We start from the raw sequence: 14,258 nt of genomic DNA, 5'->3' as shown, positions 1-14,258 counted from the left end.
TACTTTGGTTGAAAATTAAATAAGACGAAAGATTAATGACTAGAAAGAAAAAAATCTACAAAAAAAAGGGTAAGGTAATAAAAGATCTTACCCGAAACATTTTCAAAATACTTAACGAAGACAGCAAAAAGAAGTATAATTATAAACAAATTGCTGCTAAAATGGGAATATCAGATACTGACGGTAAAACTCAAATTATTCAAAAATTAGCTGAGCTAACATCTCAAAAAAAGATAAAAGAAGTAGATAGAGGAAAATTTCAGATTAATGAAGATCGTAAATATCATGTAGGAACCTTAGATGTAACTTCTAATGGAAACGCTTACTTTATTTGTGATGATTTTGAACACGATATTTTTGTACCTTCAGTAAACTTAGGTAAAGGTTTACAAAACGATACTGTTAAAGCCTATGTGTATAACAAACGTAGAAGTAATAAACAAGAAGCAGATGTTGTTGAAATTATAGACAGAGCAAAAACTGAGTTTGTTGGAGTTTTGCAAATGAATAAAAACTTTGGTTTTGTAGTACCCGACAGTAACAAAATGTATGCTGATATTTTTATTTCACAGAGTAAATTAAATGGTGCTGAAGATGGAGACAAAGTAGTTGCAAAAATCACCGATTGGCCGGAAAACTCTAAAAATCCATTCGGAAAAATTACTCAAGTTCTTGGTAAACCAGGAGATCATGATACTGAAATTCATTCTATTTTATTAGAATATGGTTTACCTTATGAGTTTCCTACTGAAGTTGAAAAAGAAGCTTCAGAATTACCAATAGAAATCACTCAAGAAGAAATTGCCAAACGTAGAGATATGCGTGGTGATTTAACGTTTACTATCGACCCAAAAGATGCAAAGGATTTCGATGATGCTTTATCATTTACCAAGCTAGAAAATGGAAACTATGAAATAGGTATTCATATTGCAGATGTTTCACATTATGTGCAGCCTAAAACTATTTTAGATGATGAAGCTTACGATCGAGCAACTTCTGTATATTTAGTTGATAGAGTGGTACCAATGCTACCAGAAATGTTGAGTAACGGAGTTTGTTCTTTACGACCAAATGAAGAAAAATTGACGTTTTCAGCTGTCTTTGAAATGAATGAAAAAGCGCAAGTTGTGAACCAATGGTTTGGTAGAACAGTTACCTACTCTGATAAACGTTTTGCTTATGAAGAAGCACAAGCAATAATAGAAACAAAAGGTAATATAATTCCTGAAGATGTTTCCTTAACAGGTGAGTCTTATGAAGTTGATGAAACTATTGTTGAAGCTACGCTTAAATTAGATGAATTAGCTAAGAAAATGCGTAAAAAGCGTATGAAATCAGGAGCTATTTCTTTCGATAAAATTGAGGTGAAGTTTCATTTAGATGAAAATGCAAATCCTACAGGGGTATTCTTTAAAGAAGCGAAAGATGCTAATAAATTAATTGAAGAATTTATGTTATTAGCGAATAAAAAAGTAGCTGAATTTGTAGGGTTATCAGGTGGAAGACCAAGTAATAAAACCTTTGTGTATCGTGTACACGACGAACCAGATGTTGAAAAATTAGCCTCTTTACAGAATATTGTGAGTAAGTTTGGTTATAAAATCAATACTGAAACACGTCAAAAAACATCGGATAGTTTAAACAAGTTATTATCTGATGTTCACGGTAAAGGTGAAGCTAATATGGTAGAAACTTTAGCCATTCGTTCGATGAGTAAAGCAGAATATACTACGCAAAATATTGGTCACTACGGATTAGCATTTGATTATTATAGTCACTTTACTTCACCAATCCGTCGTTATCCTGATGTAATGACACATCGTTTATTACAGCACTATTTAGATGGTGGTAATTCTCCAAAAGCTGAAGTATATGAAGAAAAGTGTAAACATTCTTCAAAAATGGAAGAATTAGCTTCTAAAGCTGAAAGAGATTCTATCAAGTATATGCAAGTTAAATACATGCAAGATCACAAAGATGAAGAATTTGAAGGTGTTGTTTCTGGTGTAACTGAATGGGGAATTTATGTTGAGATAAAATCGAATAAATGCGAAGGTATGGTGCGTATTAAAGATATAAAGGATGATTATTATATCTTTGATGAAAAACAATATGCTGTGGTTGGTCAGTCGACTAAAAACATGATTCAATTAGGAGATGAAGTTGTAGTGAAAGTGAAACACACTGATTTAGAACGTAAACACCTTGATTTTAACTTAATATCACATTAATTATATATAATAACTATGAAAATTTGGATTACTAACGAAGAAGAAAAAACAAACAAGTATTTAATTGCAACAGAAAACTCAATTTGGATAACAGAAGAAAGTAAAGAAGTTAATATTACTGAACTTATAGAGAAAAATGAACTTTCTAATATGTCCATTTATAAAACCAATGACATTAAAGAGGTTCTTTTCAACGAATCTGATTCTCAAATTACTATTGAATTTAAAGATAGTAAGATTAGTGACATAGAAATAAATACAAATACTGAGGTCTTTACCGATGTTAATAATTTCTTCGTTTCAAATTTAAAAGGAGTAGAAATTAAAAATTATTCACTTTTAAAACAGGTTAAACCTTCTTTATTCGGTACTGTTCTTTTTGGCGGTATTACTTGGGTATTATACACAACTGCATTAAGCATTGAAAATGGTCAACATCTTGATACTGGAGGTAGAAGAAGCTTGATTAAAAAAATTATTGTTGGAATTGCTGATTTTTTAGGATCTACAGGTTCTTTAATTGTAGGTGGCTTACTTACTTTACTTTTTGTATATACTTTTATAAATACAATACGTAAACCAAAAGAAGGAAAAGTTATTAAAACTTTAAAGAAACAAGAAATTAAGTTTAGCTTCTAACAATAATTTTCAATATTTGTCTTTATTGTATTGGTATAATTATTGTTTTAATACAATAAACTAATGGATTTATTATGAAGAATTTAGTATTTATAAGTTTGTTTTTGATGACTGTTATAGCGTCAGCACAAACAACGATGACTAAAGAATTAGGTAGCTTTTATCAAGTAAAAGTGTACAATGGTATCGATTTAGAATTAGTTAGATCTAACGAATCTAAAATTGTTGTTACTGGTGAAAAAACTGATAAAGTAAAGATCAAAGTTGAAGGATATACGTTAAAAGTATTATTAAAATTTCCTGAAACTACTGCCGATGGAAAGGTAAAAGCAACCTTGTATTACAAAGAAGACATTGATGTAATTGATGCTAATGAAGGTGCCACTGTAACTGGTAAAGATATTCATCAGCAAAAAGTTGAAATAAAGGCTCAAGAAGGAGCTTTTATTAATCTTTCAGTTAAGGTTAAGCATTTAAAGGTAAAAAGCTCTTCAGGAGCTGTTATTAGGCTTTCTGGAACCACAAAGAACCAAAATGTTGATGCAGATTTAGGTGGTATGTACCACGGATATAAATTATCAGTAGAAGAAATGACTATTGTTAAAGCAGGTTCTGGATCTAAAGTAGAAGTACAAGCAGGTGAAACTTTAGATGCAAAAGTATCGTTTGGTGGTTCTATTTTTTACAAAGGAAAACCAGAAGTTTTTAGAGATAAAAAAGTAATTGGTGGTGTAATTGAATACAGAGGTTAATTTTGTATCTTTGTAACGCAAAATTTAATAAAAATGAATTTACTTACTATATTTTTAGGAATAATTGGACCTTGGCAAATAGCTATTGTCGTTGCATTAGTATTATTATTATTCGGAGGTAGAAAAATTCCAGAATTAATGAGAGGATTAGGTACTGGTATCAAAGAATTTAAAGATGCTACCAAAAATGATGATGAAGATACTACCGATAAAGTAGAAGACAAGAAATAAGTATATATTTATCAATAAAAAAACCGAAACATTTACGTTTCGGTTTTTTATTTGTTTATAGTTTTATGGCGGTTCCAGAGGCTGTTACCATTAACATACCTCCACTTCCACCTACGGTTTCGTAATCTAAATCGATTCCAACTATTGCATCAGCTCCAAGTCTTTGAGCTCTTTCAGTCATTTCTTTTATAGCTATTTCTTTCGCTTCTCTTAGCACTTTTTCATAAGAACCAGACCTACCTCCTACAATATCTCTAATACTTGCAAAAAAGTCTTTAAAAACGTTTGCACCTATAATTGTTTCACCAGAAACAATACCTAAATATTCTTTAGCTGGTTTACTTTCTAACGATGGTGTGGTTGATAATATCATAATTATTCGTTGTCTTTATCTTTTTGTGCTTTTTTCATAGCCTCTCCTATTTGATTACTAGCGGTAAAACTAGCCACCATATCATTTAACATATTACTTCCTACTTGTGGTGAATTCGGCAATAAAATTAAGTTACTATTTGTTTCTTCCCCTAATGATTGTAAGGTATCATAATGTTGTGTTACAACAATTAAAGCAGATGCTTCTTGACTATTAATACCTACACGGTTTAAAACTTCAACAGATTCTTCTAAACCACGAGCAATTTCACGGCGTTGATCAGCAATACCTTGTCCTTGCAAACGCTTACTCTCAGCCTCAGCTTTTGCCTTTTCAACAATTAAAATACGTTGTGCATCTCCTTCATACTGCGCTGCTGTTTTTTCTCTATCAGCTGCATTAATACGGTTCATAGCCGCCTTAACTTGTGCGTCAGGATCAATATCAGTAACTAAGGTTTTTATAATATCATAACCATAATCCATCATCGCGTCGTTTAATTCTGTTTTTACAGCAATTGCAATATCATCTTTCTTAACAAATACGTCATCTAAGCGCATTTTAGGAACTTCTGCACGAACAACATCAAAAACATACGAAGTAATTTGATCGTGCGGATAATCTAGCTTATAAAAAGCATCATATACCTTATCTTTTATTACTTTGTATTGAACAGATACTTTTAATTTTACAAATACATCATCCAATGTTTTTGTTTCAACTATTACATCTAATTGTTGGATTTTTAAACTTAATTTTCCTGCAATTCTATCCATCAAAGGAATTTTTAGTTGTAATCCTGAATGACGAATACTTTGATAACGTCCAAAACGCTCAATCACAGCAGCAGTTTGTTGTTTAACAATGAAAAAGATTGATAAGAATACAAAAAAACCGATAACGATAACCGGATACATGTAAATAGGCATAGTTTTAATTTTTAAATGTTAGTAATTTTTTTGATAAAGATACTATTTATATAGCTATCTATATGACGAACTTTTTTTGAATTGTTACAGTCCTTTTTAAAATATATATTTGTAAAAAATCAACTTTATGGAACTTATACAACAAAGCATAACAGAAATCTTGTTATTACTTTTTTTAATCGTTACTTTTTTACAATCTGGAATAGATAAGGTAAGTGATTGGAAAGGAAATTTATCTTTTATAAAAAATCATTTTCAAAACTCACCATTAAAAAATTCAGTACCACTATTATTAGCTATTATTTTAGTTTTAGAATTATTAGCAGGTGCTTTAATGTTTGTAGGAATTTTCCATTTAGCAACTACAGGAAATAATACCTATGCTTCAATTGGAGCAGAACTATGTGCATTAACTTTAATCTTTTTATTAATTGGTCAACGATTGGCAAAAGATTATGCAGGAGCAATGACATTAGCAGTTTACTTTTTAATAGCTATTTTTGCAGTGTATTTATTAAATAGTTAAAATTTATAATAAATTAAATATTTAATAATTTTAATTTATTAAAAAACCTCTTAAAAAATCAATTTTAAGAGGTTTTTTATTTTTCTTAAGGTATTTCTATGTTTTATTATTTTAAATAGAAATAACTATCCTTAAATTAAGTTTTACTTGTTTTTTAGGATATAAATCAAAGAAGAATACTCTCCGTTACTTTTTGCTTTTAAATTTGATTGTAAACCAACCAAAAATGCCTTTATGGGTTGTGATTTTTTTGTTTTGTATTTTTCTGATAGAAGTGAAACATAATATGAATCAAATTTCATTGGAAGTATTTTTTCAACATTCATATCAACTAAAGAAAATAGTTTTGAAATTGCTGTTTTAGAAAAATGCCACAAATGTCTCGGAACATCGTAAGCTGCCCAAAACTCTTTATAATGTTTTGCATCAAAACTTTTATGATTCGGAACAGCGATAATTAATACTCCGTTTGGTTTTAATAATTTTTTTAACTGTTCAATATATTCAACCAAATTAGGTATGTGTTCTAAAACATGCCAAAGCGTAATTACATCAAATTGGTTATTTTCAACTTGAGTTAAATTTTCATGTAAAATTATACTTTTACTTTCAGCAAATTCTCGCGCTTTATCTGATGGTTCTACACCTGTAATTTTCCAACCACCATTTTTACATACTTTTAAAAAATCACCTGTACCTGCTCCTACATCTAAAATAGTTTTTTCTTCTGTTTTAAATGAGTTGATTAATTTAAGTTTTTTCTTAAGGGTATGATTTTTTACTATTTGATAAACTTTATCAAATAGAGATTTTTTACTATCTGTATGTGAAATGTAATTTTCACTTAAATAGTATTTATCTAAATTATTAGGAACAGGAGAAGTTACGAGCATATCGTAAGCTTCGTTTTTCATTACTTCATAACTCTCCTCCGAAACTGTATAATCAATACAATTTAAAAAAGGTTTTAAGTTCTTATAGAACTCTTTTTCTGTAATCAAACTTTATGTGTGTTGAGTGTTCCATGTGGAACATTGGTTTTTGGTTAAACAATTATACATAAAAAAATAAAACGTTCCACATGGAACATTTTATTTTTTATGGTTCTAAATACGGTAAGTTATCTTCCCATGTATACAAGTAGTACAGAAATATCACTTGGTGATACTCCACTTATTCTACTTGCTTGAGAAATGGATGTAGGTTGTATTTTAGATAATTTTTCTCTAGCTTCAAATGATAAAGATTTTACTTTGTTGTAATCAAACGTTGAAGGAATAGGAACATTCTCTAATCTGTTTAATTTATCAGCATTGCTTTTTTCTTTTTCTATATAGCCAGAATATTTTAAATGAATTTCTACTTGTTCAATAATTTCTTGATCAATATTATTCTCTTGAATATAGTTTTCTAGTTTATCTATTGATCTAAAATCAGTAAAACTTAACTGAGGTCTCGCAGCAATTTTAAACAACTTCATCGACTGATTAATTGTTGCTAAATTTTTACTTTCTAAAATCGGATTTACTTCTTCTTTTGTAATACTTAAATCACTAATAAAATCGATTAAGTTCTGAGTTTTGTTTTTTTTCTCTTCTACTCTATCCATTCTTTCTTGAGAAGCTAAACCTAATTTATACGATTTTTCAGTTAATCGTAAATCAGCATTATCTTGTCTTAAAAGTGTTCTGTACTCAGCACGAGAAGTAAACATACGATATGGTTCTTCAGTTCCTTTGGTAATTAAATCATCAATTAAAACACCTATATAAGCTTCACTTCTTTTTAAAATGAAAGGCTCTTTTTCTTGAACTTTTAAAGCGGCATTTACACCTGCCATTAAACCTTGTGCAGCTGCTTCTTCATAACCTGTCGTTCCGTTTATTTGACCTGCAAAAAACAAGTTGTTAATTAACTTCGTTTCTAAGTTATGTTTTAATTGTGTTGGTGGAAAATAATCGTATTCGATTGCGTACCCGTATCTAAAAAACTTTACATTTTCAAATCCAGGAATAGAACGAATAGCTTTATCTTGAATATCCTCAGGAAGCGATGTTGAGAATCCATTTACATAAATTTCTACGGTATTCCATCCTTCTGGTTCTACAAAAACTTGGTGACGTTCTTTCTCTGCAAAACGATTGATTTTATCTTCTACGGAAGGACAATAACGTGGTCCTGTAGATTTAATTCTACCATTAAACATAGGTGAACGATCGAATCCTTCACGAAGTAAATCATGTACCTCTAGATTGGTATATGTTAAGTAACAAGAACGTTGTTTTGTCAATGGTTTTGTAACGGGTAAATACGAGAATTTTTCCGGATTTTCATCTCCTGGTTGTTCAGTCATTTTAGAATAATCTAAAGAGCGTCCATCTACACGAGGAGGAGTTCCTGTTTTCATTCTACCAGCTTCAAATCCTTTTATAACTAAATCTTCTGTAATACCTGTTGAAGCACCTTCTCCTGCTCTACCTCCACCAAAAGTTTTTTCACCAATATGAATCAATCCATTTAAAAAAGTACCTGCGGTAACGATTACAGTTTTAGCTTTTATTTCTAAACCCAAAGCAGTTTTTACACCTGTGATGGTATCTCCATCAAACAACAATCCGTTAACAGAATCTTGATAAAAATCTAAATTTTCTGTCTGCTCTAACATGGTTCTCCAGCACTCTGCAAATTGCATTCTGTCAGATTGTGCTCTCGGACTCCACATAGCAGGACCTTTCGATTTATTAAGCATTTTAAATTGTATAGCAGTCTTATCAGTTACAATACCACTATAACCTCCAAGTGCATCAATTTCACGTACTATTTGCCCTTTTGCAATTCCACCCATAGCAGGATTACAACTCATTTGAGCAATGTTTTGTAAGTTCATTGTAATTAACAAAGTGTGTGCTCCCATGTTTGCACTTGCTGCTGCTGCTTCGCTACCAGCATGTCCACCTCCTACTACAATTACATCGTATGTTGTATTAAATAAACTCATTTTTTAATTCAGTTCCACGTGGAACGATTTTAATTTTTATCTAAAATTTCTAAACATTCGTTTTCTTTCGAACGCATTAATTCTTTCTCTCCTTCTGTCTTATCCTTGTATTTCATATAGTGTAAAATACCGTGAATAATTACGCGGTGCAATTCGTTTTCAAAAGAAACATTAAACTCTTTAGCATTCTCTTCTACTCTTTCTACAGAAATAAAAATATCACCTCCTACTAATTTACCTAATGTATAATCGAAACTAATGATATCGGTTAAAGTATCGTGCTGTAAAAACTCAACATTTATTTTGTGTAAATATGCATCATCACAAAAAATATAGTTGATTTCTCCTAGCTCAAAACCTTCCTTTTCAATACACGTTTCTATCCATTTAGACGTGTTTTTTTCATTGTGTAATTGAAACTCGGTTTCGTAATTAAATGCAATCATTTCTTTATATTAAATACTATATGTTCTTAATCTTAAACTGTCAATTAAAAAGCTATAATATTTACTATTATCTAAGGCTTTTTAATATGTTATTTTTTGTCTTTTGGAAGACTAAAGTACTCTTGTACCTTCTTTTTGTAATTTTGGCGCAAAGGTAGTGATTGTCTGTTTAATATCTCTGTTTGGTTATAAAACAACTTTTTAAATTTTAGTTCTTTGCTAGTATTGTTGTTAAACTCTTGTAAATTGGTGTTCGATTTACGTTGTTTTTCTCTGTTTTGTTCAAAGGTAGCTTTGTCTAGTTTTAGCAATTCATAATTTAATTGCTGCATTCTATTAATGCTTTCTTGAGTAAAACCTTTTTCTAAAATCTCATTTTCTAGTTGTTCCATTTTTTTCAATGCTTTTTTAGCTTCCTTATTTTCTCCGTTTCCTTCTTTAATAGCATTTTCTAATTGCTCTCTTAACTGAGATTGCTCTTTATAAATTTGATATAATTCACCATCTAAATCGTCGCTTTTTTCGCCTTCACCCTCACCTTCTTTTTGTCCATCTTTACCGTCTTTAGGTTTACCTTGGTTTTGTTTTTGCATACCTTCTTTCATCTTTTCTGTTAGTTTATTTTGTTGTTGAATGATGTCTGGTAAGCTAAACGATTTACCTTTTCCTTTCCCCTTTCCATTCCCTGGTTTTGGATTTTGCATAGCATCTAATGTATTGCTTAACATATCTGCTAAAGTGTTTGCAGAAGTCATTACATACTGTTGGTTTGATATTCCATTCTGGAAATAATTATCTGCAAAGTTTTCTAATGATTGATCTAAATTATAATGCGCTTGTGCTAATTGATCTTGTACTTTAGATGAGATACTTGGTATACGCATAGAAAGCACAAATAAGCTATCGTCTATGTGTTCAAAATAAGTTTTAAGCTGGTGCTGCTTTTGAAGGTTTTTACCAAAGTTTGGATGTGATGAGTTGGTTGAAGAAAACTCATCCATCAGTGCTTCTTGGTCAAAAGAAAACGTAATTAGGTTTTCTAATATTTGACGTAAACCTTCCATATTCTCCTCTTCCATTTCAGCACTCATCGATTGCATTGCTTGTTGCATTTTCTGACTCATTTGCTGCATCTTCTCAGAAGCTTTTTTCTGATTTTCTTTAGCTTTTTGTTGCTGATTATTTTCTAAATTTTCATCAGCTTTGTTCAGTTCTTCTTGAGCTTTTTTTTCTAAATTTTCCATAGAAGGAATTTCCATGGGTTGTTTTAAATTTTCATTGTCTTTATGAAGCTCATTTAATTCTTTTTTTGCTTTTTGAAATTCAGTATTGATTTCTTTTTGCTTTTCTTTTGTTGTGTTTTGCTTACTTAAGTCTTCTTGTTTTTTTGATAATTCATCCAATTTATTTGCTAACTGAGACATTTTTTGCTCAACATAAAAACGCTTTGTCATTTCTAAAATACGTTCTAAACTACGTTCTTGTTGTTTGTTTTGTTCAGCTAGTTCTTTGGTCTTTTTTATGAGTTCTTCCTTATTTAGTTTGTCTGCTAACTTCTTTAACTCATCTAATAACTTTTGTTGCTTATCAAGTTTTTTAAGCTCTTCTATACGCTTTTGTAGATTTTCTTTTTTCTCCTGAAGTGTTTCATTTTCCTCTTTCTTTTCAGAGAAATTCTCTTGTAATTTTTGCGTTTGACGTTGCATCATTTCTTTATACTGCTCTTGACGCTTAACCAAATTCTGAATTTTCTTCTGGTCGTTCCAGTTGATGTTCTTTTTATTCTGTAAATCGAACTGTATTTTCTCTAATTCTTTTTTACTTTTTTGCTGTTGATCCAAAGAATTGTTAATGTTTTCAATGTAGTTTTTTTGCTCTAATAAAAATTCTTCTTCAATTTCTTCTTCAGATTTTTGACGATAACTAAACTTTTTACTCAGGGCTTTTTTACTGCCATTTACAATGTCGTTATCGTACACTTGAAAGTACATTTCATAATTTATTCCTTCTTTTAAATCTAAACTACCAGGGAATTCAAAATAAAAAGTTTGTATATTTTCCTTATTAATAGTTATTGATTTACTCTGAATAGTCTGAGTATTGTTTTTATCGTAATAGACTATTTCTAGTTTTTTAAAACCATAATCATCGGAAATTTGACCCGCAAATTGAGCATTGCCTCGAGTAATACTATCGATGTTTGAATTTACTGAAATGGTTGGATATTCATCTTTAACTACATCAATTGAAAACTGCAATTGTTCGTAATCTTTTAGGTTTTTATTAGATGTGGCAATTTGATAGTGTAAACTTTCATTCAGTTGTTTTTTAAACTCAAATTGATCGTTTTCTTTTTGTGTAAAAATTTCTCTTTTTTCTTTATTGATGAAGGTAACTGTATCGGTTTCAGAAGTTTTAATCTCCCAAGTAATGAATGTTCCTTGTGGAACATTTAAATTTCCTGTGTTACGAATAGTCTCATTCCCTTTTTTTGTGTACGACGGATATTGTAGGTGTAATGAAATGTTTTGAATCGAAGGAGTATTGATTATCGTAAGTTTATATTCTTGCGAATTAATTCCGTTTGCACTAGCAAAAAAAGAAATAGGTACTTGTACTTCTGAAAAAGTATAAGAGAACAATCCGTTTCCTTCATTTTCTAAAAAGTACTGTTGATTGTTGAAATGAATTTTTGCTTCACTAGGAATAACTTCCCCTTTCGTTTGAAAATATATGGTAATATCTTTTCCTTTAATTACACGCAAATCTTTAGCTGTTAAATCGAAATAAAATGGCGCAGGAGGATCGTAAGCCACAGAATGATTCACTACACGATTTAAACTTTGAGAAAGCTTTTCAGAAGTTCCTGTAAGTAGAGAAAGCATCCAAATAAAAATAGGAATTAATATATATTTCAAATATTTTTTATTGTTGCTAAAATCGATGGCTTTATTAAAAGAAATAGGTTGTAGTTCTTTCGATTTTTGCTCAATACTTGCAGCTAATAAATCTGATTGCAGATTGGTTTGTTGCAATTGAAGTACGTTTAATAATTTGTCTTGTACTTCAGGAAAATGGTTTCCAATAATTTTAGAAGCTTCTTCAAAAGAAATTCCTTTTTGTAACCCTATAATTTTAAAAATTGGGAAACAGATAAAACGGAATAGTAAAAACAATTCAACAGCAATAAACAACCAAAATAAAATGGTTCTAGCAGTAGGTTGTAACCAAAGAAAATATTCAATAAATAAGGTGAAAAATAGATATATCAATCCTAACGAAACAAATAAAATGCTTCCTTTTATCAATTCATTGGTGTAGTATTTTCTACTGAATTGCTGTAGCTTTTGCTGTATTTTACTAAACTCTCCCATAAGTAATTATAAAAATACGTGTTTTAAAAGGAATTCTAAGTTAAGATTTGTGTAAACATATCATTTTAGGGTGAAAACGCTTGAAAAGCGCTAAAAACTGGTTGTAAGAAGTCATAAATTAACAGAATTAGATGACTGCCTATAATTATCTTTTTTTCTTTAAGCGAAGCGATCTTGATTCTCTTTTCTATTTCTAAACATAAAACTATCTTTGCGTTTTCAAATCAATAAAAAATGACTGAGAACGTAAGAGTACGCTTTGCTCCGAGTCCGACAGGACCTTTACACATGGGTGGTGTAAGAACTGCTTTATTCAATTATTTATTTGCTAAAAAACATAACGGAACTTTTGTATTACGTATTGAAGATACCGATCAAACTCGTTATGTAGCCAATGCAGAACAATACATCATCAATTCGTTAGAATGGTGTACTATTCCTTTTGATGAAGGTCCAGGGAAAAACGAAAAATTTGGACCATATCGTCAGTCAGAGCGTAAAGAGTTATACAAACAATACGCTGATGAGTTGATTGAAAAAGGGTGGGCTTACTATGCATTTGATACTGCTGAAGAATTGGATGCACATCGTAAAGATCATGAAGAGCAAGGAAAGACATTTATTTACAATTGGCACAATCGTGAAAAAGGAAGATTGGTAAATTCATTAGTATTATCTAAAGAAGAAGTTGATGCTAAAATTAATGCTGGAGATAAATATGTAATCCGTTTTAAAACACCACAAGACGAAACGTTGATTTTACAAGATGAAATTCGTGGTACGATTAAAGTTGAAACAAATACTTTAGATGATAAAGTTTTGTTTAAGTCAGATGGTATGCCAACGTATCACTTAGCAAATATCGTTGATGATCATTTAATGGAAATTTCGCACGTAATTCGTGGTGAAGAATGGTTACCTTCTCTCCCACTTCATGAATTATTATACCGTGCTTTTGATTGGCAAGCACCAAAATTTGCACACTTACCGTTAATTTTAAAACCAGTAGGAAAAGGAAAATTAAGTAAGCGTGATGGAGATAAATTAGGTTTCCCAGTTTTCCCATTAGAATATACCAATGAAGAAACAGGTGATGTTTCTCGTGGATACAGAGAAGACGGATATTTTGCAGATGCTTTCATTAATATGTTAGCTTTCTTAGGATGGAATCCAGGAACGGAACAAGAAATGTTCAGTTTAGAAGAATTGGTTGAAGCGTTCGATTTAAGTAGAGTAAGTAAATCAGGAGCGAAATTCAGTCCAGATAAAACTAAATGGTTTAATCAACAGTATTTACAACAAAAATCAGACAAATTTTTAACCGATTTATACTTACCTATTCTTGAAGAAAAAGGAATTAAAACGGACGAAGCTTTTGCTGAAAAAGTAGTTGGATTAATAAAAGAACGTGCTACGTTTGTGGCAGATTTCTGGGAGTTATCAAATTTTTTCTTTGAAAATCCTTCAGAATACGATGAGAAAGCAGCAAAGAAACAATGGAAACCAGAAACTGGAGCTTTAATGCAAGAGTTAATTGAAGTGATTTCTAAAATTGAAGATTTCTCAATTGAAAATGCTCAAACAGAAATTAAAGGATGGATTACTTCTAAAGAAATTGGTTTTGGTAAAGTAATGCAACCACTTCGTTTAAGTTTAGTAGGTAAGTTAGCAGGACCAGATTTGTTTGATATTATGACAATGATTGGTAAAGAAACTACCATTACAAGAATACAAAATGCAATAAACGCATTATCATAAC

12 protein-coding genes are annotated in these 14,258 nt (G+C 30.5%); 6 read left to right on the top strand and 6 right to left on the bottom strand.

The features are described from left to right. Positions 1 to 35 precede the first annotated feature (35 nt). From rnr to ACKTSU_RS14140, 4 genes are all read left to right on the top strand, one after another. A complete protein-coding gene (rnr, locus tag ACKTSU_RS14155; protein ID WP_408037161.1) occupies positions 36 to 2,231 on the top strand; it encodes a ribonuclease R in 2,196 nt (731 codons plus the stop codon). A 15-nt stretch (positions 2,232 to 2,246) separates the two neighbouring features. Further along, positions 2,247 to 2,870 carry a hypothetical protein gene (locus ACKTSU_RS14150; protein ID WP_408037160.1) on the top strand — a complete coding sequence of 208 codons (624 nt, stop codon included), beginning with the start codon at positions 2,247 to 2,249 and terminating at the stop codon, positions 2,868 to 2,870. A gap of 74 nt (positions 2,871 to 2,944) precedes the next feature. Continuing rightward, positions 2,945 to 3,622, top strand: a complete 678-nt coding sequence (locus ACKTSU_RS14145; protein WP_408037159.1) for a head GIN domain-containing protein — start codon at positions 2,945 to 2,947, stop codon at positions 3,620 to 3,622. A 33-nt stretch (positions 3,623 to 3,655) separates the two neighbouring features. After that, positions 3,656 to 3,853 (top strand): Sec-independent protein translocase subunit TatA/TatB, encoded by a 198-nt coding sequence (locus tag ACKTSU_RS14140; RefSeq protein ID WP_408037158.1) that lies wholly within the window; start codon positions 3,656 to 3,658, stop codon positions 3,851 to 3,853. A gap of 55 nt (positions 3,854 to 3,908) precedes the next feature. On the opposite strand, the gene ACKTSU_RS14135 is transcribed toward ACKTSU_RS14140, so the two are convergent. Together ACKTSU_RS14135 and ACKTSU_RS14130 are read right to left on the bottom strand one after the other, a co-directional pair. Then, positions 3,909 to 4,226 carry a heavy metal-binding domain-containing protein gene (locus tag ACKTSU_RS14135; RefSeq protein WP_408037157.1) on the bottom strand — a complete coding sequence of 106 codons (318 nt, stop codon included), beginning with the start codon at positions 4,224 to 4,226 and terminating at the stop codon, positions 3,909 to 3,911. Positions 4,227 to 4,228: 2 nt separating this feature from the next. Beyond that, the gene (locus ACKTSU_RS14130) at positions 4,229 to 5,155 is read right to left on the bottom strand and encodes an SPFH domain-containing protein (RefSeq protein ID WP_408037156.1); all 927 of its coding nucleotides are present in this window, start codon (positions 5,153 to 5,155) and stop codon (positions 4,229 to 4,231) included. 127 nt (positions 5,156 to 5,282) lie between these two features. On the opposite strand from ACKTSU_RS14130, the gene ACKTSU_RS14125 reads away from it, so the two are divergent. Then, entirely contained in the window at positions 5,283 to 5,681 is a 399-nt protein-coding gene (locus tag ACKTSU_RS14125) for a DoxX family protein (protein ID WP_408037155.1), read from the top strand. A 143-nt stretch (positions 5,682 to 5,824) separates the two neighbouring features. Here ACKTSU_RS14125 and ACKTSU_RS14120 read toward each other — a convergent pair whose 3' ends face one another. From ACKTSU_RS14120 to ACKTSU_RS14105, 4 genes are all read right to left on the bottom strand, one after another. Further along, on the bottom strand, positions 5,825 to 6,682 hold the full coding sequence (locus tag ACKTSU_RS14120; protein WP_408037154.1) for a class I SAM-dependent methyltransferase: 858 nt from the start codon (positions 6,680 to 6,682) through the stop codon (positions 5,825 to 5,827). Between the two features lie 119 nt (positions 6,683 to 6,801). After that, positions 6,802 to 8,679: a tRNA uridine-5-carboxymethylaminomethyl(34) synthesis enzyme MnmG gene (mnmG, locus tag ACKTSU_RS14115; protein ID WP_408037153.1), complete on the bottom strand. Its 1,878-nt coding sequence runs from the start codon at positions 8,677 to 8,679 to the stop codon at positions 6,802 to 6,804. Between the two features lie 29 nt (positions 8,680 to 8,708). Continuing rightward, positions 8,709 to 9,125: an rRNA maturation RNase YbeY gene (gene ybeY, locus ACKTSU_RS14110; RefSeq protein WP_408037152.1), complete on the bottom strand. Its 417-nt coding sequence runs from the start codon at positions 9,123 to 9,125 to the stop codon at positions 8,709 to 8,711. 89 nt (positions 9,126 to 9,214) lie between these two features. Next, on the bottom strand, positions 9,215 to 12,499 hold the full coding sequence (locus ACKTSU_RS14105) for a DUF4175 family protein (protein ID WP_408037151.1): 3,285 nt from the start codon (positions 12,497 to 12,499) through the stop codon (positions 9,215 to 9,217). Positions 12,500 to 12,733: 234 nt separating this feature from the next. On the opposite strand from ACKTSU_RS14105, the gene gltX reads away from it, so the two are divergent. Then, a complete protein-coding gene (gene gltX, locus ACKTSU_RS14100) occupies positions 12,734 to 14,257 on the top strand; it encodes a glutamate--tRNA ligase (RefSeq protein ID WP_408037150.1) in 1,524 nt (507 codons plus the stop codon). Position 14,258: the final 1 nt, after the last annotated feature.

It is taken from the genome of Tenacibaculum aestuarii (assembly GCF_964510395.1).
In the GTDB taxonomy this organism is placed as follows: Bacteria; Bacteroidota; Bacteroidia; order Flavobacteriales; family Flavobacteriaceae; genus Polaribacter; species Polaribacter aestuarii.
Note: the sequence above shows the minus strand (reverse complement) of the source record. Positions and strands in the feature narration are given on the sequence as shown.